This is a genomic window from Streptomyces sp. NPDC056486 (assembly GCF_042795295.1).
GTDB lineage: Bacteria > Actinomycetota > Actinomycetes > Streptomycetales > Streptomycetaceae > Streptomyces.
In genome coordinates this window covers 162606-184546 of sequence record NZ_JBHTSF010000002.1, presented here as the reverse complement: position 1 = coordinate 184546, position 21941 = coordinate 162606, and the positions used below count along the sequence as shown (strand labels likewise).

Genomic DNA, 21941 nt, shown 5'->3' with positions numbered 1-21941 from the left:
TCTTGTCGGGGATTCAGGGACGTACGAACAGCACCGCGGTTGTGCCGAGGGCGGGTATGTCGACAGTCAACGTGCGGTTCGTCAGACGGAGTTCGCTGCCCACCCGACCCAGGTAGTCCGCGCTGTGAGCGGCTGTGACCGGGAAGTCGACCCGCACCGGGCAGGCCACCGGCTCCTCGGCGAAGGACTGCAGCCGGAGCAGGACCTCACCCGGTCCCGGCGCCGTGACACCGACAAGGCGGACCCTCGCGTCCCCCAGCTCGGCGAAGGAGAGCGACGTCTGCCCGCCGCCCTCGGCTCCCCTGGCCCGCACGGCGCGCAGGGGACGGCTGAAGGCCGCCGCGGTCCGTGGGCCGAGTCCGTCGGCGGTCGGGCCGCAGGCCAGGCTGTAGCGGTAGGTGAACTCGAAGCCCTGCTCGCTGGGGAAGTTGGTGTCCCAGAGGTTGTTGTGGATCCAGGAGAAGACGGTGGCGGGCTCGTCGTGCCCCATCGTCTTCGGGAAGGGCGCGTACGGCAGCGCGATGTTGCCGAACTGCACCAGCGGCGCGTCCTGCGTGGACCAGGCCACCGCGAGCCCGTCGTCGGCGAGCGTCACCCAGCGGCGTACGGCCCGCATGTGCAGGGCCGATCCCGGCACCACGGGAAGGGACGTACCCGTGACACCGCCGGATGCCTCCATCCGCACGACCGGCTCGTCGAAGGCGAAGGGGAACGCGAAATAGGCGCTCTCCTTGCGCAGCGTCGCGTCCTTGTCGAGGCGGTTCTCGATGTCGAGGCGGGCCGCGCCCGCGGGCAGCGTGAGAGTGGTGCGCAGCCGGTTGGCTCCGGCCGGGCGGGTCTCGTACGTGATCGATTCGGCCGTCGGCGTGGAGCGGCGGGCGATGAGCGCGGCGGGCGGGGCGACCGCGCGGTCGCCGAGGTGTTCGAGGCGGTCGGACGCCGTCGTACGGCTCGAGTTGTGGTTGAAGGCCCCGGCGGTGGTGTAGCTGTCGTGGATGTAGCCGTTGAAGCCGACGGTCGCGTCGGGCCGCACGAGTTCGCGGCCGGACGCCTTGTCGACGACCGAGGAGATGCAGGCGTGCGCCAGGTCCACACGGACGGCGAGGTGTTCGTTCTCCAGGAGGGTCGGTTCGGGCAGGGCGAGCGCCGCGGCGGCGGTCCGGGCCGGGTCATCGCGCTCGGTGCCGCCGGTGGGGTTCCAGCCGGTGGCCGACTTCAGAGCCGTGGCCTGTGACCGCTCGTCGGCCCTCCTGGCATCGGCGGTGATGTCCAGGCGCACCGACCCCGAGGGCGGCACATCGTCCACGCGGACAAGGAGGAACCGCCCGGCGTCCCGGTGGTCGTCGTTGGTCTGCGGTTGTTCCTCGTGGGTGAGACGGCGTCCGTCGCGGGCGTCGTGCACGGCCACCGGCTGTTCAAGCGGCGCGCTGCTCTCCGGCAGGAAGATCCGTACGACGTCCGTGCGCGGCCAGGAGCAGGTGTTGACGACGTGGTAGGTGGCGGCCGCGTCCGGCGACACCGCGAGCCGCTGCCCGAGCCGGGCGCTCGCCCTGCCGAGGAGCGCGTTGCCGTCGTCGTACGCGCGCATCGCCTGCCCGTACTTCCAGTGCCACTGGTGTTCTCCGGAGTGGCCGCCCTCGTCGCCGTGGGTCCATGGGTCGCCGGCGCCCCAGGTGTGCTCGTCGAAGAGCGACACCGCCTCGTAGACCCCGGCGGCGTCCCGCGTGTCGTCCTCGGCCCCCGTGGCGTCGAGGATGCCTGCGAACGTGCCGATGGTCTGGGCGTCGGCGACCACGGACTGGGCGGTGCGGGCCAGGGACAGCGGTCGCGCGCCGGACCCGACTCCGTCGACCCACCAGTCGGTCCAGTCGCCTTCGAAGGTCTGGATGGAGTCGCCGAGTCTGGCCTCGGCGTCGGTGAAGAAGTCTTCGTTGCGGGAGAGCCGCAACTGGGGGTGGGCCCAGGTCTCGTTCCAGCGGCGCACGGTGTCGGCGATGATGCGGCGTGGCGGCGCGTTGTCGCCGAACTTGCCCTGGACGCGCAGGTGGAGCACGTCCCAGGGGTAGGGCTCGCGCTTGGTCTCCGTCTGGTCCATGGCCCAGCCGAAGATGCCGCCGCGGTAGGGGTACGGGTTGGTGGCCAGGGAGGTCAGATAGGCGGGAAGGAGGTCGTCGACGTCCGCGTAGTTCGTGTCGAAGCCGAGCAGCGGGCCTTCCATGTAGGCGAGGCCGTGCGGGGTGTCGGTGACCCAGACGAGGACGCTGTTGCCGCTGGGCGCGCGCCAGCGGAAGAGGCGGGGCAGCTTCTCCCCGCCGACCAGGTGGGGCACGGAGCGCCCGGCCCAGTTGTGCGCCACGGAGAGGTACTTGACCCCGGCGGCGGACAGGGCGTCGACCAGGCCGACGACGGCGCCCGGTACGTCGGTCTGCATGGCGGAGGTGAACGTGACGCCGTGCGTCTCGCGCACGTCGCGAGCGAGGCGGAGCAGTTCGTGCAGTTCGTCCGTGGAGCAGGTCTCGGTGTGCAGGTTGAACGGCAGCGCGGTCAGCTCGATGCGTCCCTCGCGCACCCGGCGTACGAACTCCTCGACCTGTTCGGCGGGGCGGGCGTCCGCCCACTGCCTGAACGACCACAACGACTCGACGCACCACCGGAACCGCGACTCGGCGGGCCAGTCGTCGGTGGCCCGGGTCAGCTCCAGGCAGGAGTCGAGGAAGGAGAGGTGCTCGGCGAGGACGTGACCCTGGGGGTCGGTGTAGCCGATGTCGAGGTGGGAGTGGTGGACCAGGTGGATGGTCCACCGGCGCTGCGGGGTGAGGCACACGTCAATGCCGTCGGTGGCGTCCGGCAGGCAGACGGTGAGGCGGGTCTCGGTGTCGACGGCGGGCACCATGAGGCGTACGGAGCCGCCGGGTCCTGCGAGGTGTTCGACGGGCAGTGCGGTCCCCGACTCGGTGCGGACGACTAACTCCCCAGGTAACACGGACCCGTTGACCGCTTCGATCCGCAGCGACTGCGCGAGACCGTCGCCGTGCGCCGTCCTGCGCAGCAGCGGTTCCTGCGTGAGCCTCAGGGCGCTGTCGCCGAGGCTTCCCTCCGCGGTGACGACCGAGGAGCGCAGGCTGTCGCGTATCCGGTCGTTGTCCCAGTCGGTGGTGCGGACGAGGGCCCGAGTCGTCATGCGGTTGCCTCCAGCGGGGCTCGGCGGGTCTGAGCGGGTCTCAGCGGGCGGATGCGGTGACGCCGCGCAGGAACAGGCCGCGGAACACCAGGAAGAGGAGGAGCGTGGGCGCGGAGACGATCAGCGCGCCGGCCAGGATGACGGGCGGTCCTGTCGAGGAGTAGGCGTTGTTCAGGGTCGTCAGGGCCGCCATCACCGGCTGCACGTCGGGGCTGCGGCTGAGCGTGATGCCAAGGAGCAGGTCGTTCCAGACGGCCGTGAACTGGAAGATGAAGGCCGCGCCGAGGCCCGCCTTCATCAGGGGCACGTGGATGCGCCAGAAGATCCGCCGGAAGGACGCCCCGTCGATGAGGGCGGCTTCGGTCAACTCGGGTGGCATCGTGGTCATCTGATTGCGGATCAGGAAGAAGGCGAACGGCACCGCCCACGCGGCGTAGATGAGCATGAGCCCGAGCCTGGTGTCGTACAGATTGGCGTCCGCGTACAGGCCGAAGAGCGGTGCGAGGAACATCTGCAGCGGGAAGAGCGTGCCGGAGTAGATCAGCCAGAACCAGAAGGCGGGTCTGGGGATGGGCAGGACGACGACGGCGAACGCCGCCATGGCCGCGATGAGCACGGCGGCGAGGCCGCACACCACGGCGTAGAGCAGCGAGGCCTGGAAGCTGTCGCCGATGCCCGCCTCGCTCCAGGCGGTCTCGATGTTCTCGGCGAGGTCGAAGCCCTGGACGGTCCAGCCGGGCTTGCCCGTGTACTCGGCCGCGGGCGTCAGCGCGTTGACCACGAGGAGGTGGAGCGGGATCAGCCAGAGCAGCACACATCCGGCGATGAAGAGATGGCGCACGGCGCGACCCATGGGTGCCTCCTCAGGCCCTGGCGGTGACAGTGGCGGCGCGGGATTCGACCTCGGGCATCTGGCGGCGCAGATACATCCAGGAGGAGGCGACGACGATCACCGAGAGGACGAGCGCGATCGCAGAGCCGTAGCCGATGTGGAAGAGCCGGAACGCCTCGCGGTACATGCTCAGGGCGAGGGTCTCGGAGGAGCGGGAGGGGCCGCCCTTGGTGAGGATCCAGATCATGTCGAACGCCTTGAGGCTGTTCACGATGGCCATCCCGACCACGACGACCGTCACGGCCCGCAGCTGGGGCAGCGTGATGTACCGGAGCATCCGCCAGCCGCTCGCGCCGTCCAACTGGGCGGCCTCGACGGTGTCTTGAGGGATGGCGCGGAGCCCGATCGCGAAGAGGACGACATTGAGACCGGTGGCCTGCCACGTACTGGCGACGATCATCGAGAGGGTGTTCTGCGGCCACTCCAGAAGCCAGGTCTGCGCCCAGGAGTCCAGGCCGATCCCGCGAAGGACCTGATTGACCGCGCCGTCGGACGTCAGTATGAAGTTCCACAGGACGGCGGTGGCGGAGGCCGAGATCGCGTACGGCAGCACGATGACGAGCTGCGCGATGCCGCCGAACCGCATCCGGTGGGTGGCGACGGCGATGAGCAGTCCGGCGAGGACGGGCAGGAGCAGGGTCCCGGCCACCCACATCAGGGTGTTGAGCAGGGAACGTCCGAAGATCGGGTCGTCGGCGAGGCGCGCGTAGTTGTCGAATCCGGTGAAGCTGCTCGTGAAGCCGTTGTCCTCGAAGAAGCTGTCGTAGACGCTGCGGAAGAACGGATAGACGAGGAGTACGCCGACGAAGGCGAAGGCGGGCAGCGCCCAGGGCAGTGCGGCGAGCGGGCCGCCGAGTCTGCCGTTGCCGCGGGCCGCCTGGTGCGGGGTGCGGGTGGGGACGCGGCGGCGTAAGCGAACGGGCTTCGTGGCAGGCCGGCGTCCGGGCTCCTTGGCGGAGGTCACGGTCTCGGTCATGTCTTCTCCGCCTCCCGCCATACCTGCCATGCCTCGTCCGCACGCTCCTGCATGGTCCGCAGCACCTTGCGGTACGAGGACGGATTCAGCAGGAAGCCGGCCAGGTCGTCGACCGTCGCCTCGACCAGTTCGGGCGGGCCCTGTTCCCAGAAGCGGTTGAGCAGCCAGAGCTTGTCGCCGCGGACCTGCTTCGCGAGACCGGCGATCATCGGGTTCGGGGGCTCGACCTCCGGGTTGGGACAGCCGTCCTGGAGGCTGTGCGAGAAGGCCTTCATGACGGCGGGCCGCAGCCAGTTGCCCGCCGCCTGCAACGCCTCGGTCCTGTCGGGCCCTTTGACGGTGGAGACAAGGGCGCTGGACTCGAAGATCACGCAGGGGCGGGCCTTCGGGTCCGCCATGGGCAGCACGAAGGCGCCGAGGTTCTTGCCGGGTCTCGCGCCCGCGCCCACGAGGGTCGAGCCGAGCCAGGTGCCGCAGGGGACCATCCCGACCTTGCCGTGGACGACGGCCGCGGCGGCGTCGGCGTGGCTCACGTCCATGGGGGTGAACCAGTCCTTGTCGAAGAAGGACACCAGGGTGCGCAGGGCGTGTTCGGCACGCGGGTCCGTGTACCGCTCGCGGCCGTTCATCAAGTCCGCGTAGAACTGCGGGTCTTGGCGGCTGAGGATCTCCTGGAACCAGATGAAGGAGGGCCAGCGGTCGGCCGCCGAACCGTGCAGCGGGGTGATCCCGCTCTTCTTGAGCCGCTCGCAGGTGGCGAGGAAGTCGGCCCAGGTCGTGGGGGCTTGGAGGCGATGCTCCTCGAACACGTCGATGTTGTAGAAGAACACCCAGTACGCGAGGTTCATCGGCAGGCCGTAGACCCGCCCCCGGTAGGTGAACGCCTCCCGTAACGAGGCGTCGACCCAGCCCTTGCCGACGGCGCTGTCCCACTGCCGGGTGAGATCGACGATGCCGCCGGTGCGGGCGAGGTCCTGAAGCCGGTAGCCCGACCAGTACTTGAGCATGTCCGGCGTCCTGCTGGTGCGCAGCGAGGACTTGACGACCTGCTCGAACGATTCGAGGGACGGATTGATCTGCGGGACCAGACGCAGGCCCGCCACGGACTTCATGGCCGCCCCCGCGGCGGCCATCGGCTTCTCCCAGGCGGCACTGTCACCGAGCACGGCGACCTTTCCCGGGGGCTGTCCGCTCGCGGTTCCACAGGCCGTGGCGAGCGCTCCCGCGGCGGCCGTGGCAAGGAGAGCGCGGCGGTCGATCGGAGCGCCTGACGCCGGACGAAGTCTGTGACGACTACCTGACATGGGTGGCTCCCTCAGGTGTGTGTCAGCCCGGTGTTAGCGTTAACACGGGCGTGATGGAGCTTCCCGACGCCGGGGTGGGATGTCAATGGTTCGCGCAACGGGCCAATTGAAGTGACTGAGTGACCGGGCGGGCACGCGCGCGAGGCGGCCCCACGCTGAGTAGCGGGCCCCGGGCCACCGGTCGCACCATCGAGGGAGACGACCGGAAGGGGCGTTCCCCGTGGCGAAGGCGACGAAGGAAACCAAGAAGGACGCGAAGGAAGCGAAGAGCGCGAAGGACGGCAAGGGCGGGAAGAAGCAGGGCAAGGGCGCAGGGAAGCAGTCCCGGGAAACCCCCGCCCCGCCCCCGCCCCCGCCGCCCCCGCTCCGCGAACTCCTCCGCATCCCCGAGGGCGAGCGCGTGGACCTCGCCTCGTACGCGGCCGACGCCACCCCGGCAGGACCGGCGGACAAGGCTGCCGGGGTCCTGGCCACCGCCCGGATGGGCGAACGTCTTGCCGACCTCCAGGAGCGGCTCTACGCGGCGAGCACCGCGGGCGACCGCCGCCGGGTCCTCCTCGTGCTCCAGGGCATGGACACCAGCGGCAAGGGCGGCACGGTCAAGCACGTCATCGGCTCGTTCAATCCCTCGGGCTGCCGCATCAAGGCCTTCAAGACGCCGACGCCGGAAGAGCGGAGCCACCCCTTCCTCTGGCGCATCATGCGGGCTCTGCCGCTGCCCGGCGAGATCGGCATCTTCGACCGCTCGCACTACGAGGACGTCCTCATCGCCCGTGTCCGCGAACTGACCCCCCGCCGCCAGCTCGGCCGCCGCTACGGTCAGATCAACCGCTTCGAGCAGAGCCTCGCCGACGACGGCGTCACCGTCATCAAGTGCTTCCTGCACATCTCGTACGAGAGGCAGCGCCGACGCCTGCTCGAACGCCTCGACAACCCGGACAAGCACTGGAAGTTCAGCCCCGACGACATCGAGTCGCGCGCCCTGTGGCCCGCCTATCAGCAGGCGTACGAGATCGCACTCGAGCGCTGCTCGACGGCGCACGCCCCTTGGTACCTCATCCCGGCGGACCGCAAGTGGTACCGCAACTGGGCGATCAGCAGCCTGCTCCTGGAGCACCTGAGCGCGCTGGATCCGCAGTACCCGAAGGCGGACTTCGATGTGGACCTGGCGCGAAAGCAGCTGAGGGGCGACGGCGCCATATAGGTACAAGATCCACATAGGCGCAAGATCCGAATAGGTACAAGATCGGACAGAAGTTACCTCTAGGTATGCAGTGACTTAATGCGCCAGTAGCAGTAGAACTCGTTCCCATTCCTATGAGAGTGAGGAACGTCACATGAGTGGCACTACCACGCGCATTACCGCCTCGGAGGGCGTGACACGTCGAAGATTCATCACTGGAACTGGTTCTATTCTTGGCGCCGTCACCCTCTCCGCCCAGGCCATCCCAGCCGCCGCCCGAACGCAGTCCGCGACCGCAGCCGCTGCCGGACCCATCGGCGACGGAGCCCGCGTCCCCGTCCTGGTGATCGGCACCGGGTACGGCGGCTCCGTCGCCGCCCTGCGCCTCGCCCAGGCAGGCGTCGACGTCCACATGATCGAGATGGGCATGGCCTGGGACACCCCTGGCTCCGACGGCAAGATCTTCGCCCACACGACCTCGCCCGACGGCCGCTCCTACTGGCTGCGCACCAGGACCAAACAGCCCCTGAGCAACTTCCTCGGCTTCCCGATCGACAAGGACATCCCCCGCTACACCGGGATCCTGGACGCCGAGGAGATGGGCGGGATCATCGTCTACCAGGGCCGGGGCGTCGGCGGTGGCTCCCTGGTCAACGGCGGCATGGCGGTCACACCCAAGCGCGAGAACTTCGGCGCCATCCTCCCGTCGGTCAACGCCGACGAGATGTACTCCACCTACTACCCGCGCGCCAACGCCGGTCTCGGCGTCGGCACCATCGACCCGGCCTGGTTCGACAGCGTCGACTGCTACCAGTACTCCCGGGTCGGCCGTAAGCACGCCCAGCGCTCCGGCTTCCCGTTCGTCTTCGTGCCCGGCGTCTACGACTGGGACTACATGAAGCAGGAGGCTGCGGGAACGGTCCCCAAGTCTGCGGTCGCCGGCGAGATCCTCTACGGCAACAACTACGGCAAGAAGTCACTCCAGAAGACCTACATCGCCAAGGCCACCGCGACCGGAAAGGTCACCATCTCCCCGCTGCACAGGGTGACTTCGGTCGCCCCCGCTTCCGGCGGCGGCTACACCGTCGTCATCGAGCAGCTCAACACCAGCGGCACCACCACCGCGACCAAGACCGTGACCGCGGACAAGGTGTTCTTCGCGGCAGGCAGCGTCGGCACCAGCAAACTCCTGGTCAAACTGAAAGCCACCGGCGCGCTGCCGAATCTCAACGGAGAGGTCGGCAAGGGCTGGGGCGACAACGGCAACGTCATGTGCGGTCGCGCCAATCACATGTGGGACGCCACCGGCAAGGTCCAGTCGTCCATACCCACCGGCGGCATCGACAACTGGGCGGCCGGTGGTGCGTTCGCCGAGGTCGCGCCGCTGCCCACCGGCATCGAGACCTACGCCTCGTTCTACCTGTCGATCACCAAGAACCCGAACCGTGCCTCCTTCTCCTGGAACGCCGCCGCGGGCAAGGCGGAGCTGAACTGGCAGACGTCCTGGAAGCAGCCGTCCATCGACGCCGCCAAGACCATCTTCGACAAGATCAATTCAAAGGAGGGAACGATCTACCGCACCGATCTGTTCGGCACGTACAAGATCTGGGGCGACCACCTCACGTACCACCCGCTCGGCGGCGCGGTTCTGAACAAGGCCACCGACAACTACGGCCGTCTGCACGGCTATTCGGGCCTGTACGTCATCGACGGCTCCCTGATCCCCGGTAACACGAGCGTCAACCCGTTCGTCACCATCACGGCGCTCGCCGAACGGAACATCGAGAAGATCATCGCCACGGATGTCTGACAGCACCCCTCAATGTCCGGGGAGTCAGTGCCCGGGTAGTACACACACCGCATCGAGGCCGAGCACGTGGTTGAGCCGGCCGAACGCCAGCCAGGAACCGATGCTCATGCTCAGTTCCACGATCTCGTGCTGGCTGTAGTGCGCGGTCATCCGCGTCCAGAACTCCTCGTCGAGGCCATGGTGATCCAGGGCGTACCGCTCGGCGTACTCGGCGGCAAGACGTGTCCGGTCGTCGAAGGCGTCGGTGGTGCGCCACTGGGTCACCGCTTCGGCAAACTCCTCCTCGACCTTCTGGCCCTCGCGCTCGGTGCGCCAGTCGAGGCAGAACAGGCACCCGTTGATCTGCGCGATGCGCAGCCGCGCGGCCTCGAACTCCCTCAGTCCCAGCGTCGTGTGCTCGTACACCGACAGCGAGAAGTTGGCGGCGGCCATGCCGATACCGGGGACCATGTCACCCCACACGTACCCGATCGGCTCCTGACCCTCGGGAATGTCTATGTTCATCGAGCTCATTGCTTGCTCCTTCTCATTGCTTGCTCCTTCCGAGCTTTCCGGTCGCGGGGCGCAGCGGGACGTCGAGCGCGTCGTAGAGGCCGGGTTCCCTGTCCACTAGCCAGTCGATGGCGCCGACCAGACGGCCGACCGCGGTGGCGTTGCCGCCCGCCGACCGGTTCTCGCCCTCGTCGGTGGCCTCGACCGTGACCTCGATGCGCGGGCGGCCCTCGATGATGACCCGGTGCGCCCCGGCGCCGTCGGGCGGCGTGGGCCAGTCCGGTGCGCAGGACGGGTGGATGCGGGTGACGTGCTCGATGACGATGCGGGGCACGCCCCCGACGATGCCCTGCACTTCGAACCGCACCGCGCCCTGGGTGCCCGCCTCGAAGTCGCCCATCGTCCGGGTGCTCACCGCGCTGTCGAGCGCACGCCGCTCCAACGTCTCGCGGATGTCGTCGAGTTCGGCGCCGAGCGCCCGTGCCATCAGCCGGATCTGGCCGCCCCACACCATGGTGGGGACGGTCTCGGCGAGCATCAGGGGCTCGTAGTCCAGCGGATGTCCCATGCCGATCAGGTGGCGTACGGAATCCTCCTGGTCGTACGTGGAGTAGTCGAAGATCTCCTGGCAGCGGATCGCGTCGATGGTGCTGCCGAGTCCGCTGACAAGGAGCGGCAGTACGTCGTTGCCCCAGCCGGGGTCGACGCCGGACACGAAGAGGGAGCCGCCGCCGTCCGCGATGGCGGCGAGGATCGGGTCCCGCAGCTCGGGCGGGGCGTTGCGCTGGTCGTAGAGCGCGTAGAGGGCGGGGGTGACGACGACGGCTCCGGCCCGGATCGCCCTGCCGATGTCGGCGAGGGCCTCGTCGGGGCGCAGGTCGCCGGAGGCCGCGTACACCACGGCCTGGGGCGTCGCGGCGAGGACCGCCTCGATGTCGTCGGTCGCTGTGACGCCCAACTGCCCGTCGAGACCGGCAAGGTCGGCCGCATCACGGCCGACCTTGTCGGGATGGTGGACGAGCACGGCAGTGAGCTTCAGCGTCGGATGGGCCTCGACGGCACGGATGGCCGCTCGGCCGACATTTCCGGTACCCCAGACAACCGTGGAAATCATGCGGCGGAGGGTAACCAGAGGACGTATCACTTCATAGGGCCATGACCAGAGAGATTTCGAGCAAGAATGCCCGCGCTAGCGGATGTTCACGTCGATGCACGCGTAGAAGGCGTTCGACGTGTCGCCGATGTTCCAGACCGCGAGCACCTTGTGCCTGCCCGTGGCGCTGCCGAGGTTGACCTGGTGCTGGACGGTGGCCGGCGGCTGCTGGTTGCCGCCGTCGATCGTGGCGACCTTCGTGCCATCGACGAAGTACTCGTAGTTCGCGGTGCGGTGCCGTGCGGTGAACGTCCAGGTGAAGGTCTGCGTCCTGCTGACGTTGCTGACCTTCCACCCCTTGTTGTCGTCGTTGAGCTCAGCGAACCTGGCGTTGCCGCCGCTGCAGCTGCGCAGGCCCTTCGGGCCCTCGACGCTCTGGGGTTCCCACTTGATCTCGCCGCACGAGACCGCGCCCGAGGCGCACTGCGCCTGCCGGCTGGCCGGTGCGTTGACGTATCCGTGTGCGCTGGCCGAACCGGTCGGCAGCGTGAGGGCGAGGACGGGCGCAAGGCCCGCACCGATCACGGCGGCTATCTTCCGCTTCCTGTGCATGCGTAACTCCTTCACGACGCTGGGGTGGGGGTGTGCGTGAAGTGCTGGGGCAGTGCTGGGGCCAGATGTTCGCGATGGCCGATTAGTCCAGACCATAGACTTTGGCGGGCCTCGGTCAAGGCCGCTTTTGGGCCACGTACGGGGCGGGCGGGTGGCAGGCGGTGCGTGCCCTACGCCGTGCGGTGGAGCCGTGCCGCGAGGTGGTGCTGCAGCGGTTGGCCGACCGCGGCGAGGTCGTGAACGAAAGTGAGGGTGTCCGCGTCCGTCAGTTCGTAGCGGCGGCGGGTGGCCTCGACCTCTTTGGCGGTGGGCGTGCGGGCCACCTGGCTGGTGGAGAGGTCGATCGTGTCGCCGGTCGCGTGACCCACCGCGATCTCCGCGATGCCGGTGGGCTGGGTGATCAGCGCCTCGACCCGGCCGTCGGGCTGCAGCCGCCACCAGCCGCTTTCCCGGGCGGACGGCCGTAGCGGCGCGCCTTCGGCGTCAAGGAGCCAGGCCCGCGCCTCGTAGTGCAGGAAGGGGCGGCCGTCGTGGCTGAAGGTGACTTCCTGTGCGTACGTGAAGTCCGCCTCGATGGTGGGGTACTCACCCTGACCCCGGCCGTGCCAGGTGCCCAGAAGACCGAGCACGGGCGCGAGCAGCGCGTGCGGTGCCGGTGCCTCGTCCGCTCGATGGGCGTCGGGGTACGGGTGCTCCGGTGCGGTGTCGAACACGGTGTGCGCTCCAGGGGGTAGGTGCGGGTGCCGGGAAGCAGCCTAGGGGCCCGCAGGGACCTGGCCTGGAAGGAAACAGCAGCGGCGGAAGCCCGCACCGACGATGGCCGAAAAGTTAGGGTAACCTAATCGCCCGGCCCGGCTTTGGCGGATTTCGCACCCTCGACCGCGCCCAAGTCCCGCCTTCCTCAAGGGAGTTGGCTGTTGGAGACCGCAAGGTGACGCTGAGCAAAAGGGTCCGCCCCGCCCTTCTCGTGGCTCTGCTCTGCGCCGCCCTCGCCGCGCTCTGCGTCCTGTCGATCTCCATCGGCGCGGCCAGTATTCCGCCGGACCAGGTCGTACGGGCGCTGTTCGGTGATGCGCCGAGCCGACTCGTGGAGAACATCGTCTGGTCGGCACGCGTGCCCCGCACCACGCTCGGCATCGCGGCGGGCGCGGCCCTCGGTCTCTCCGGCGCGCTCATGCAGGCCCTGACGCGCAATCCGCTCGCGGACCCGGGCATCCTCGGCGTCAGCGCCGGTGCCTCCTTCGCCATCGTGCTCGCCGTCGGCGTGCTCGGGGTCGGCTCGTTCCACGGGTACGTCTGGTTCGCCTTCGCGGGCGCTCTCGTGGCGAGCGTCGTGGTCTACCTCCTCGGCAGGCTCGGGCGCTCCGGCCTGACGCCGGTCAAACTGGCGCTCGCCGGTGTCGCGGTGACCTCGCTGCTCTCCTCCCTCACCAGCGCGATCGCGCTCACCGACCCCGACGCGCTCGACCGCTACCGCTTCTTCTCGGCCGGTTCGATGGCCGACCAGGACGGTGCGACGGTCCTGCGGATCCTGCCCTTCATCGCCGTGGGCACGGCCCTCGCCCTGGCGTGCGCACCGGCCCTCAACAGCCTGGCCCTCGGCGACGACGTGGCGGCATCGCTGGGGCGGCGGCTCGGCCTGATCCGGCTCCAGGGCGTCGCGGCGGTCACGCTCCTCACCGGTGCGGCGGTCGCGGTGATCGGCCCTGTCGTCTTCATCGGCCTCGTCGTCCCGCATGTCGCCCGCGTCCTCGCCCAGTTGGCGGGGATCGGCCCGGACCACCGCTGGCTGCTTCCGCTTTCGGCGGTGCTCGCCCCATGCCTGCTGCTCGCCGCCGACATCGTCGGACGGGTCGTCGCGCGGCCCACCGAGATACAGGCGGGTGTCGTCGTCGCTTTCATCGGCGGCCCGTTCTTCATCGCCATGGTCCGCCGACGCCGCCTGTCGGAGGTGTGAGGATGAGCAGTTCGAAAGTCACGCCCGACTCCTCGCCCGCTCCCTCGCCCGCCCCGTCTTTCCGCACCTACCGGCTGGCTCTGCCGCCCGTCTCCGGGATCCTGCGCCCCCGGCTCATGGCGCTGAGTGCGGGTCTCGCCGTCGCGGGCTTCCTGCTGTTCTGCTGGGGTCTGTCGTTCGGCGACTATCCGATCGCCTTCGCCGACGTCGTACGCGCCCTGGTGGGCTCCGGCGACCCGGGCACCGTACTCGTGGTCGAGGAACTGCGGCTGCCCCGCGCCCTGGTGGGGCTGTTCGCGGGGGTCGCCTTCGGTGTTTCCGGCGCGCTGTTCCAGACCATGACCCGCAATCCCCTTGCCAGTCCCGACATGATCGGACTGACGCAGGGCTCGGGCACCGCCGTCGTCGCGGGGATCGTCCTGGGCTGGGACGGCGGCCTCGGCACCCAGACGCTCGGGCTGCTCGGCGCGCTGGTCACGGCGCTCGTCGTGTACGCCCTCGCCTGGCGGCGCGGCGCCACCGGCTACCGGATCATCCTGGTCGGCATCGGGGTGGCCTGGATCTGCACCAGCGCGACCGACTACCTCGTGGCCAAGGGCGGACGGTTCCAGGCGCAGGCCGCCCTCGGCTGGCTCGTCGGCAACCTCAACGGCCGTACGTGGGGCCAGGTCGGGCCGCTCGCCATCGCGCTCGCGGTGTTGCTTCCGACGGCGCTGCTGCTCGGGCGGCTGCTGCGCACCCTGCAACTCGGTGACGACGTGGCCACCGGGCTCGGCACCCGCGTACAGCCGGTGCGGCTGGCCGTCCTGCTCACCGGGGTCGGGCTCGTCGCCTTCGCCACCGCGTCCGCGGGGCCCGTGGCCTTCGTGGCACTCGCCGCCCCGCAGATCACCCAGCGCCTCGCCCGCACCGCGTGGCCGCCCACTCTCGCCTCGGGTCTTGCAGGGGCCGTGATGGTCCTCGGCAGTGACCTCATCGCCCGCACCCTCGTCTCCGGCACGGAACTGCCGGTCGGAATCGTCACCGGCGTGCTCGGCGCGCCGATCCTGCTCTGGCTGCTCGCCCGCGCCAACCGCGCGGGTTCAGGAGGTTGATCCCATGTCGGCTGACTCAGCGGCTGGCTCTCTGTCGACCGACCCCGTGTCGTCCGGCCCTGTGTCGTCCGGTCCCGCGCCGACCACCGACGTGGACCTGCGCGCAAGTGATCTGCGCCTGTCCTACGGCAACCGGCTTGTGGTGGACGGCCTCGACCTGTCCGTCCCGCCGGGCCGGATCACGGCCATCGTCGGCGCCAACGCCTGCGGCAAGTCCACCCTCCTTCGCGCCCTGGCCCGGCTGCTAGCGCCCCGCGACGGCGCCATCCACCTGGACGGCCGCGCGCTGCACTCCATACCGAGCCGCGAGCTGGCCCAGCGCCTTGGCATCCTGCCGCAGAGCCCGGTCGCGCCGGAGGGCCTCACCGTCATCGACCTGGTCAACCGCGGCCGCTCACCGCACCAGACCTGGTGGCGGCAGTGGTCGAAGTCCGACGAGCGCACCGTCCACGACGCGCTGGCCGCGACCGGCATGAGCGACCTCGCGGACCGTCCCGTCGACGAACTCTCCGGCGGCCAGCGCCAACGCGCCTGGATCGCCATGGCGGTCGCCCAGGGCACTCCCGTACTGCTCCTCGACGAGCCGACGACGTATCTCGACCTGGCGCACCAGATCGACGTGCTCGACCTGATCACCGACCTCAACCGCCGCGAGAACCGCACCGTCGTGATGGTGCTGCACGACCTCAACCAGGCCTGCCGCTACGCCGACCATGTCGTCGCCATGAAGTCGGGGCGGATCGCGGCGGAAGGCACCCCGAGCGAGGTCATCACCGCCGACATCGTGCGGGACGTCTTCGAGCTGCGGTGCCGCATCACACCGGACCCGGTCAGCGGCACGCCCCTGGTCATTCCCATGGGGCGCCACCACGGGGAATCAACTTAGGGTACCCTCACTTAGATTTTCATTACCTGGATCTTCATTGTCCGGCCCTGGAGAGGTGGCGGGTGAGTTCTTCAAGTCCGTCGGGGCGGGACGTCCTGAGAGAGTCCGTACGGGGGCAGCGGCGCGACGTCGCCCGCGGCGCGGTCCTTGGTTCCGGCCACCAGATAGGTGAGGCGCTGGTCCCCGTCCTCATCGGCGTCGCGATCGACCAGGCCGTCACCGACTCCGACACCGGCGCCCTGCTCGTCTGTCTCGGCGTCCTGGCAGTGGGCTATGTGGCGCTCGCGCTGAGCTTCCGCTTCGGCGCGATGGCCGGTGAGCGGGCCGCGGCCCAGGCCGAACACACCTTGCGCATCTCCCTCGTACGACGCGTGCTCGACCCCGGCGGCGGAGCCGAGGACGGCCGGCTGCCCGGAGCCCTCGCCAACATCGCGACCGAGGACGCCAAGCGGGTCGGCGCCGTCAACATGGCGCTCATGGCCGGGATCTCGGCACTGACGGGCATCCTCACCTGTGCCGTCGTCCTGCTGCGCATGTCCCTGACGCTCGGCCTCGTCGTGCTGCTCGGCACACCGGTGCTTCTCTGGCTCGGGCATCTGCTGAGCAAGCCCCTGGAGAGCCGCAGCGAGGCCGAGCAGGAGCGCGCGGCGCACGCGTCGGCCGTCGCCGCCGACCTGGTGACGGGCCTGCGGATACTCAAGGGCATCGGCGGTGAGTCGGCCGCCATCGCCCGCTACCGCACCACGAGCCGCGACTCCCTCGGGGCCACCCTGAAGGCCGCACGCGCGCAGGCCTTCCAGAGCGGCGTGGTGCTCGCCCTCACCGGGTGCCTGATCGCCGCCGTCGCCCTGGTCGGCGGCAGGCTTGCCACCCAGGGCAGCATCAGTCTCGGTGAGTTGGTGTCGGCGGTCGGGCTCGCGCTCTTCCTCCTCGGCCCCCTCGAGGTGCTCGCCTGGGTCAACGCCGAACTCGCCCAGGGCCGGGCATCGGCCACCCGGATCGCGGAGGTCGTCGCCACCCCGCCCACCATCACCGCCGGAGACCGCAGCCTGCCCCAGCCGGTGCGCGGCGCGGTCAAGCTCGACGGCGTACGGCACGGCGGCCTTCGCGGAGTGGACCTGGACATCGCGCCCGGCGAGCTGCTCGGGGTGGTCGCGACCGACCCCGCGCACGCCACCGACCTGCTGCGCTGCCTGGCCCGGCAGACCGATCCCGATGCCGGGAGCGTGCAGCTGGACGGCATAGCACTGCGGGACCTCGACCCGGCCGAGCTGCGCACGGCGATGCTGGTCGCCGCGCACGACGCCGACCTCTTCGAAGGCACCGTCCGCGAGAACGTCACGGCCGCCGCACCCGGCACAGCCGACCCGGAACAGGCGATGGCGGCCGCCGGAGTGGCGCAGGTCGCCCAGACGCTGCCGGACGGCGAGCACACGCCGGTCGGCGAACGCGGCCACTCGCTCTCGGGCGGACAGCGTCAACGCGTCGCCCTCGCGAGGGCGCTGGCCGCCGACCGGCCCGTGCTCGTGGTGCACGATCCGACCACCGCGGTCGACGCGGTGACCGAGGCGCGTATCGCCGCCGGTCTCCGCGAGATCCGCAAGGGCCGCACCACGGTCCTGGTGACCACGAGCCCCGCACTGCTCTCGGTCACCGACCGGGTGGTGCTCCTGGACGAAGGCCGGGTCACCGACACGGCTCCGCACGCCGACCTGATCCAGCGTCATGAGGCCTATTGCACGGCGGTGTTGGCATGAACGAGACCTCTACCGACATGAGCGGGACCTCGTCCGAGCAGTACCCGGAAACCCGCGAACTGCTCCCCACCGCCACCGCGCCCCGCACCCGCGCCGCGGTCCGCGACCTGGTGCGCCCGCACCGCGGCCTGGCGTTCGGCGGCTTCGCGGTGATGATCGCGGCGACCGGCATCGGCCTGCTCGTCCAGCCGATCCTGGGCCGCATCGTGGACCTGGTGGCCGATCAGCACCCGCCGGGACACCTCACGCTCCCGGTCGTCCTGCTGATCCTGGTCGCCCTCGCGCACGGCGGAACCACCGCGCTCGGCCTCTCGCTCGTCTCGCGGCTCGGCGAGACCGTGCTCGCGCAGCTGCGCGAGCGGTTCGTGGAGAAGGCCCTGCGGCTACCCCTTGAACAGGTGGAGAAGGCCGGGGCCGGAGACCTCACCGCCCGGGTGACCCGCGACGTCTCGGTGGTCGGCGAGGCGGTGCGCGACGCCCTGCCCGAACTGGCCCGTTCCCTGCTCGCCATCGTCCTGACCCTTGCCGCGATGGCGGCCCTCGACTGGCGCTTCTTCCTCGCGGCCCTCCTCGCGGTGCCCGTCCAGGCGTCCACCGCCCGCTGGTACGTCCGTCACGCCGTTCCGCTCTACGCCCAGCAGCGCATCGCCACCGGAGCACAGCAGCAGCAGTTGCTCGACACCATCGCCGGCGCGGGCACCGTGCGGGGCTTTCGCATCGAGGAGGAACACACCGAGCGGGTGACCCGGCGTTCGTCGACCGCGGTCCAGTTGAAGATGCGCGGCATACGCCTGGTGCTCGACTTCTACAACCGCCTGCACGTCGCCGAGTACACCGGCCTCGCCGCGGTGCTCGTCACCGGCTTCCTCCTCGTCCGCGCGGACTCCGTGTCCATCGGCACCGCGACCGCAGCCGCGCTCTATTTCCACAGCCTGTTCGCGCCGGTCAACTCCGCACTCGTACTCCTGGACGACGCGCAGTCGGCGACCGCCTCGCTCGCCCGCCTCGTCGGGGTCGCCGACGAGCCGACCCACGAACCGACCCACGAACCGGCGCAGGTACCGGAGAACCCGGACGGGGAACCCGGTGCGGCACCGGACGGCACCGTCACCGTGACCGGCATCGACCACGCGTACATACCCGGCAGGGCCGTCCTGCAGAACGTGGACCTCACGCTCCGGGCCGGGGAACGAGTGGCGCTCGTCGGCCCCAGCGGCGCGGGCAAGACCACCCTCGCCAAGCTCATCGCGGGGGTGCACCGGCCGACGTCGGGCTCCGTGCACCTGAGCGGATCCCGGGCCCGGGGCGAGGGCCTGCCGGTCGCCCTGGTCACCCAGGAGACGCATGTCTTCGCCGGGCCGCTCGCGGACGATCTGCGCCTGGCCCGTGCCGAAGCCACCGACGACGAGCTGCGCACGGCGCTGACCGATGTCGACGCCCTCGACTGGGTCGAGGCCCTGCCCGACGGTCTGGACACCGTCGTGGGCGACGGAGGCCACCGCCTCACTTCCGCACAGGTCCAGCAACTGGCCCTGGCCCGCCTCATGCTGGCCGATCCGCCGGTGGCCGTGCTCGACGAGGCGACGGCCGAGGCCGGCAGCACCGGCGCCCGCCTCCTGGAGAAGGCCGCGAGCCGGGCGATCGAGGGACGCACCGCGCTCGTCGTCGCGCACCGCCTCACCCAGGCCGCGACCGCGGACCGGATCGTCGTCATGGAGGGCGGCCGGATCGTGGAGAGCGGCACCCACGACGAACTGCGCGAAGGATCCGGGCCCTACGCCACCCTCTGGCAGGCCTGGTCCGGCACCCGTACCGCGACCGACAAGCCCCCCACGCACCAGGCAGGACCCGACACCACCACCGTGAAGGACGACGACTGATGCTCGGCTCTCCCAGACGCGCTCCCGGACGTGCTCCCGGCCGCACCCGCCTCGCCACGGCCCTCGCCGCCGCCCTCCTCCTGTTCACCGCCACCGCCTGCGGCTCCAGCGACGACTCCGACACCGGCTCGGAGGGGGCCGCGTCCAAGAACGGCGCCTTCCCGGTGAGCATCGCGCACAAGTACGGCAGCACCACCGTCAAGGCCGAGCCCGAGCGGATCGTCACCGTCGGCCTCACCGACCAGGACGCCGTGCTCGCCCTGGGCAAGGTGCCCGTCGGCACCACCGAGTGGCTCGGCGGCTACAAGGGCGCCGTAGGCCCCTGGGCCGCCGACGCTCTCGGCAGCGCCGAGGCGCCGACCGTCCTGAAGGACACCGGCACAGGACCGCAGACCGAGAAGATCGCCGCGCTCCGCCCGGACCTGATCCTCGCCGTCTACGGAGGTCTGACCAAGGAGCAGTACGCGACCCTGTCGAAGTTCGCCCCGGTGGTGGCCCAGCCGAAGCAGTACAACGACTTCGGGGTTCCGTGGCAGCGGCAGACCGAGACCATCGGCAAGGCGCTCGGCCAGGAGAACAAGGCCAAGAAGCTGGTGACGGGCGTGGAGGCCGACTTCAAGTCCGCGGCCAAGGAGAATCCGGCGTTCGCCGGGTCCAGCGCCGTGATGGCGACCCCGTACGAGGGAATCTTCGCCTTCGGCAGCCAGGACCCCCGCTCCCGGGTCCTCACCGGCCTCGGCTTCACTCTGCCGAGCGACCTGGACAAGGTCATCGGTGACGAGTTCGGCGCCAACATCAGCAAGGAGCGCACCGATCTGCTCGACACCGACGCGATCGTGTGGATCGCCTCCGACCCGGCGAAGGACGAGGCCAAGCTCCACAAGAACGCCCTCTACGCCGACCTCGACGTGGCCAAGGAGGACCGCGAGGTCTACGTCGGGGAGTCGAGCGACTACGGAAACTCCGTCTCTTTCGTGTCGGTCCTCAGCCTGCCGTACATGCTGGATCGCCTGGTGCCCCAACTGGCATCGGCCGTCGACGGCGACACCGCGACGAAGGTGAAGCAGCACGCCGACAGCCAGTGAACGTATGATCAGCCGATGTCTGACACGACCGAAACCACGCCCGGCTGGCTGAACTCCGACGAGCTCGAGGATGCGCGTGCGCGCATGCCGATCCTGTACGTGGAGGCGGTGCCGGTGCGCGTCGACGACAGCGGCGAAGTCACCAGCATCGGACTGCTGTTGGGCATGGGGCGGGACGGAGCGGTCAATCGCTCCCTCGTCTCCGGCCGGGTCCTGCACCACGAGCGGGTCCGGGACGCCCTTCTGCGCCACCTGGAGAAGGACCTCGGCCCGGTGGCACTCCCCCGCGTCCCGGCCTCCCTGCAGCCCTTCACCGTCGCCGAGTACTTCCCGACGCACGGCGTCACTCCGTTCCACGACCCCCGCCAGCACGCGGTGTCCCTCGCCTACATCGTCCCGGTGGCGGGCGACTGCCGTCCCCGGCAGGACGCTCTCGACCTGGTCTGGTTCAGTCCGCAGGAGGCCTTGTCGGCGGGGGTCCAGAACGAGATGCCCGGCGGCCACGGCGTCCTCCTCAAGCAGGCCCTCGCGCATGCCGGTTGCCTGTCCTGAACGCCCGTCGCTTTCCTGAACAGGGGGACCAGGGGACTGACGGATTAGGTAAGGCTCAGCTAAGTTGATCGGCGAGAGTGCCTTCCTCCGAAGGCACATCCGCCAAGGAGATCGACGCAGCATGAGCTCAACCACCCGCCGGACCCGCCGTTCCACCGCGATCGCCGTGTCGCTCGCCGCAGGAAGCGCCCTTGTCCCGACCGGCACCGCGGGCGCCGACACGGCGAGGACCGGCTCGCCCACCGTCACGGCGCCGGTCGGGCAGGGCCTGTACCAGTCCGCGTACTCCGAGCGGAACGACGCGCTCTGGGTCACGTCCTCCGTCGGCCAGCCGCCCGCCACCGTCACCGACTCCCGGCTGCTGCGAGTCGACCCGGACACTCTGAAGGTGGAGAAGGCCTACAAGGCGCCGGTCACGGACGCGGCCACCGGTGCCGTCGAGTCGGTCTACGGAGTGGCCGTCGACGACGAGCACAACACCGTCTGGACGACGAACACCCGCGACAACTCCGTAGCCGTCTACAGCCAGCGCACCGGCAAGCGCCTGGCCACGCTGCCCGGCGTGAACCACTCCCGCGAGATAGTCGTCGACGAGCGGCACGACACGGTGTGGGCGAGCGCCTTCGCCGACGGAGCCCTCGTCGCTTTCGACTCCGCCACGTTCAAGGAGAAGAAGCGCGTCACCGTCCCCGGAACCGGTCCGACGGGCCTCACCCTGAACAAGCGCACCGGCACGGTGTACGCCGCCGACTACCACGGCGACCAGATCATCGAGGTCTCCCCCGGCGCCGGGAGCCCGCGTCTCGTCCCGGCCGGTGAAGGGCCGCTCTCGATCGCCCTCTCCAAGAACGGCCGCACCGCCTACACCGCCGACCAGACCTCGGGCACCGTCACGGTCGTCGACCTGCGCAAGGGTGCGGTCACCCGGTCCGTGGCCACCGGCGGAGGCACCAAGTCCGTCGCCGTCGACCGGCGTTCGGGCCATGTCCTCGCCGTCAACCGCACGACCGCCACCGTCACGATCGTCGACCCGCACAAGGGAGCCGTCGTGAAGTCCGTGACCACCGGCGCGAACCCCAATCACGTGCAGGTGGCCCAAGGACACGCGTACGTGGTCGACAAGTCGGCATCCGGGCCCGCGGGCGAAGACCTGCTCACCCGCGTACGGCTCGGCCGCTGACGCACGT

Annotated in this window: 18 protein-coding genes; 10 read left to right on the top strand and 8 right to left on the bottom strand. The window is 70.0% G+C overall.

Annotation, left to right across the window (positions count from 1 at the left end):
* Nucleotides 1-13: 13 nt before the first annotated feature.
* Genes ACFQ7F_RS02065 through ACFQ7F_RS02050 form a run of 4 tightly spaced genes read right to left on the bottom strand, consistent with a single transcriptional unit; the run spans nt 14 to nt 6353 of the window.
* Entirely contained in the window at nt 14-3181 is a 3168-nt protein-coding gene (locus ACFQ7F_RS02065; RefSeq protein ID WP_383264650.1) for a glycoside hydrolase family 38 C-terminal domain-containing protein, read from the bottom strand.
* A 40-nt stretch (nt 3182-3221) separates the two neighbouring features.
* Nucleotides 3222-4034, bottom strand: a complete 813-nt coding sequence (locus ACFQ7F_RS02060) for a carbohydrate ABC transporter permease (RefSeq protein WP_383264647.1) — start codon at nt 4032-4034, stop codon at nt 3222-3224.
* Nucleotides 4035-4044: 10 nt separating this feature from the next.
* Nucleotides 4045-5049, bottom strand: coding sequence for a carbohydrate ABC transporter permease (locus ACFQ7F_RS02055; RefSeq protein WP_383264644.1), 1005 nt, complete (start codon nt 5047-5049; stop codon nt 4045-4047).
* A complete protein-coding gene (locus ACFQ7F_RS02050) occupies nt 5046-6353 on the bottom strand; it encodes an ABC transporter substrate-binding protein (RefSeq protein WP_383264641.1) in 1308 nt (435 codons plus the stop codon). Before ACFQ7F_RS02050 ends, ACFQ7F_RS02055 begins: the two co-directional genes overlap by 4 nt.
* Before the next feature lie 382 nt (nt 6354-6735).
* Here ACFQ7F_RS02050 and ACFQ7F_RS02045 point away from each other — a divergent pair, with 382 nt between their 5' ends.
* Nucleotides 6736-7557, top strand: a complete 822-nt coding sequence (locus tag ACFQ7F_RS02045) for a PPK2 family polyphosphate kinase (RefSeq protein WP_383264849.1) — start codon at nt 6736-6738, stop codon at nt 7555-7557.
* A gap of 133 nt (nt 7558-7690) precedes the next feature.
* Nucleotides 7691-9346, top strand: a complete 1656-nt coding sequence (locus ACFQ7F_RS02040; protein ID WP_383264638.1) for a GMC oxidoreductase — start codon at nt 7691-7693, stop codon at nt 9344-9346.
* Nucleotides 9347-9370: 24 nt separating this feature from the next.
* On the opposite strand, the gene ACFQ7F_RS02035 is transcribed toward ACFQ7F_RS02040, so the two are convergent.
* The 4 genes from ACFQ7F_RS02035 to ACFQ7F_RS02020 form a co-directional block, all read right to left on the bottom strand.
* Complete coding sequence (locus ACFQ7F_RS02035) at nt 9371-9850, bottom strand: carboxymuconolactone decarboxylase family protein (RefSeq protein WP_383264846.1); 480 nt, start codon at nt 9848-9850, stop codon at nt 9371-9373.
* A 22-nt stretch (nt 9851-9872) separates the two neighbouring features.
* Nucleotides 9873-10952 carry a dihydrodipicolinate reductase gene (locus ACFQ7F_RS02030; protein WP_383264635.1) on the bottom strand — a complete coding sequence of 360 codons (1080 nt, stop codon included), beginning with the start codon at nt 10950-10952 and terminating at the stop codon, nt 9873-9875.
* 75 nt (nt 10953-11027) lie between these two features.
* The gene (locus ACFQ7F_RS02025; RefSeq protein WP_383264632.1) at nt 11028-11543 is read right to left on the bottom strand and encodes a lytic polysaccharide monooxygenase auxiliary activity family 9 protein; all 516 of its coding nucleotides are present in this window, start codon (nt 11541-11543) and stop codon (nt 11028-11030) included.
* 170 nt (nt 11544-11713) lie between these two features.
* Complete coding sequence (locus ACFQ7F_RS02020; protein WP_383264629.1) at nt 11714-12256, bottom strand: FABP family protein; 543 nt, start codon at nt 12254-12256, stop codon at nt 11714-11716.
* 218 nt (nt 12257-12474) lie between these two features.
* Between ACFQ7F_RS02020 and ACFQ7F_RS02015 the strand changes: the two genes are divergently transcribed.
* The 8 genes from ACFQ7F_RS02015 to ACFQ7F_RS01980 all read left to right on the top strand — a co-directional run bounded on the left by ACFQ7F_RS02015 (nt 12475) and on the right by ACFQ7F_RS01980 (nt 21934).
* Complete coding sequence (locus tag ACFQ7F_RS02015; RefSeq protein ID WP_383264627.1) at nt 12475-13500, top strand: FecCD family ABC transporter permease; 1026 nt, start codon at nt 12475-12477, stop codon at nt 13498-13500.
* Nucleotides 13501-13502: 2 nt separating this feature from the next.
* On the top strand, nt 13503-14594 hold the full coding sequence (locus ACFQ7F_RS02010; RefSeq protein ID WP_383264624.1) for a FecCD family ABC transporter permease: 1092 nt from the start codon (nt 13503-13505) through the stop codon (nt 14592-14594).
* Between the two features lie 4 nt (nt 14595-14598).
* Entirely contained in the window at nt 14599-15480 is an 882-nt protein-coding gene (locus ACFQ7F_RS02005) for an ABC transporter ATP-binding protein (RefSeq protein WP_383264620.1), read from the top strand.
* A gap of 62 nt (nt 15481-15542) precedes the next feature.
* A complete protein-coding gene (locus ACFQ7F_RS02000; protein WP_383264617.1) occupies nt 15543-17237 on the top strand; it encodes an ABC transporter ATP-binding protein in 1695 nt (564 codons plus the stop codon).
* On the top strand, nt 17234-19117 hold the full coding sequence (locus tag ACFQ7F_RS01995) for an ABC transporter ATP-binding protein (RefSeq protein WP_383264614.1): 1884 nt from the start codon (nt 17234-17236) through the stop codon (nt 19115-19117). Before ACFQ7F_RS02000 ends, ACFQ7F_RS01995 begins: the two co-directional genes overlap by 4 nt.
* Nucleotides 19117-20202: an iron-siderophore ABC transporter substrate-binding protein gene (locus tag ACFQ7F_RS01990; RefSeq protein ID WP_383264611.1), complete on the top strand. Its 1086-nt coding sequence runs from the start codon at nt 19117-19119 to the stop codon at nt 20200-20202. Before ACFQ7F_RS01995 ends, ACFQ7F_RS01990 begins: the two co-directional genes overlap by 1 nt.
* Before the next feature lie 15 nt (nt 20203-20217).
* Nucleotides 20218-20754 (top strand): NUDIX hydrolase family protein, encoded by a 537-nt coding sequence (locus ACFQ7F_RS01985; RefSeq protein WP_383264609.1) that lies wholly within the window; start codon nt 20218-20220, stop codon nt 20752-20754.
* 121 nt (nt 20755-20875) lie between these two features.
* The gene (locus ACFQ7F_RS01980) at nt 20876-21934 is read left to right on the top strand and encodes a YncE family protein (protein WP_383264607.1); all 1059 of its coding nucleotides are present in this window, start codon (nt 20876-20878) and stop codon (nt 21932-21934) included.
* The last annotated feature ends 7 nt before the right edge of the window (nt 21935-21941 follow it).

Coding starts and splice junctions, on each gene's coding strand:
- ACFQ7F_RS02065 (WP_383264650.1), bottom strand. CDS start 3,181: ATGACGACTCGGGCCCTCGTCCGCACCACCGACTGGGACAACGACCGG.
- ACFQ7F_RS02060 (WP_383264647.1), bottom strand. CDS start 4,034: ATGGGTCGCGCCGTGCGCCATCTCTTCATCGCCGGATGTGTGCTGCTC.
- ACFQ7F_RS02055 (WP_383264644.1), bottom strand. CDS start 5,049: ATGACCGAGACCGTGACCTCCGCCAAGGAGCCCGGACGCCGGCCTGCC.
- ACFQ7F_RS02050 (WP_383264641.1), bottom strand. CDS start 6,353: ATGTCAGGTAGTCGTCACAGACTTCGTCCGGCGTCAGGCGCTCCGATC.
- ACFQ7F_RS02040 (WP_383264638.1), top strand. CDS start 7,691: ATGAGTGGCACTACCACGCGCATTACCGCCTCGGAGGGCGTGACACGT.
- ACFQ7F_RS02035 (WP_383264846.1), bottom strand. CDS start 9,850: ATGAACATAGACATTCCCGAGGGTCAGGAGCCGATCGGGTACGTGTGG.
- ACFQ7F_RS02030 (WP_383264635.1), bottom strand. CDS start 10,952: ATGATTTCCACGGTTGTCTGGGGTACCGGAAATGTCGGCCGAGCGGCC.
- ACFQ7F_RS02025 (WP_383264632.1), bottom strand. CDS start 11,543: ATGCACAGGAAGCGGAAGATAGCCGCCGTGATCGGTGCGGGCCTTGCG.
- ACFQ7F_RS02010 (WP_383264624.1), top strand. CDS start 13,503: ATGAGCAGTTCGAAAGTCACGCCCGACTCCTCGCCCGCTCCCTCGCCC.
- ACFQ7F_RS02005 (WP_383264620.1), top strand. CDS start 14,599: ATGTCGGCTGACTCAGCGGCTGGCTCTCTGTCGACCGACCCCGTGTCG.
- ACFQ7F_RS01995 (WP_383264614.1), top strand. CDS start 17,234: ATGAACGAGACCTCTACCGACATGAGCGGGACCTCGTCCGAGCAGTAC.
- ACFQ7F_RS01990 (WP_383264611.1), top strand. CDS start 19,117: ATGCTCGGCTCTCCCAGACGCGCTCCCGGACGTGCTCCCGGCCGCACC.
- ACFQ7F_RS01985 (WP_383264609.1), top strand. CDS start 20,218: ATGTCTGACACGACCGAAACCACGCCCGGCTGGCTGAACTCCGACGAG.
- ACFQ7F_RS01980 (WP_383264607.1), top strand. CDS start 20,876: ATGAGCTCAACCACCCGCCGGACCCGCCGTTCCACCGCGATCGCCGTG.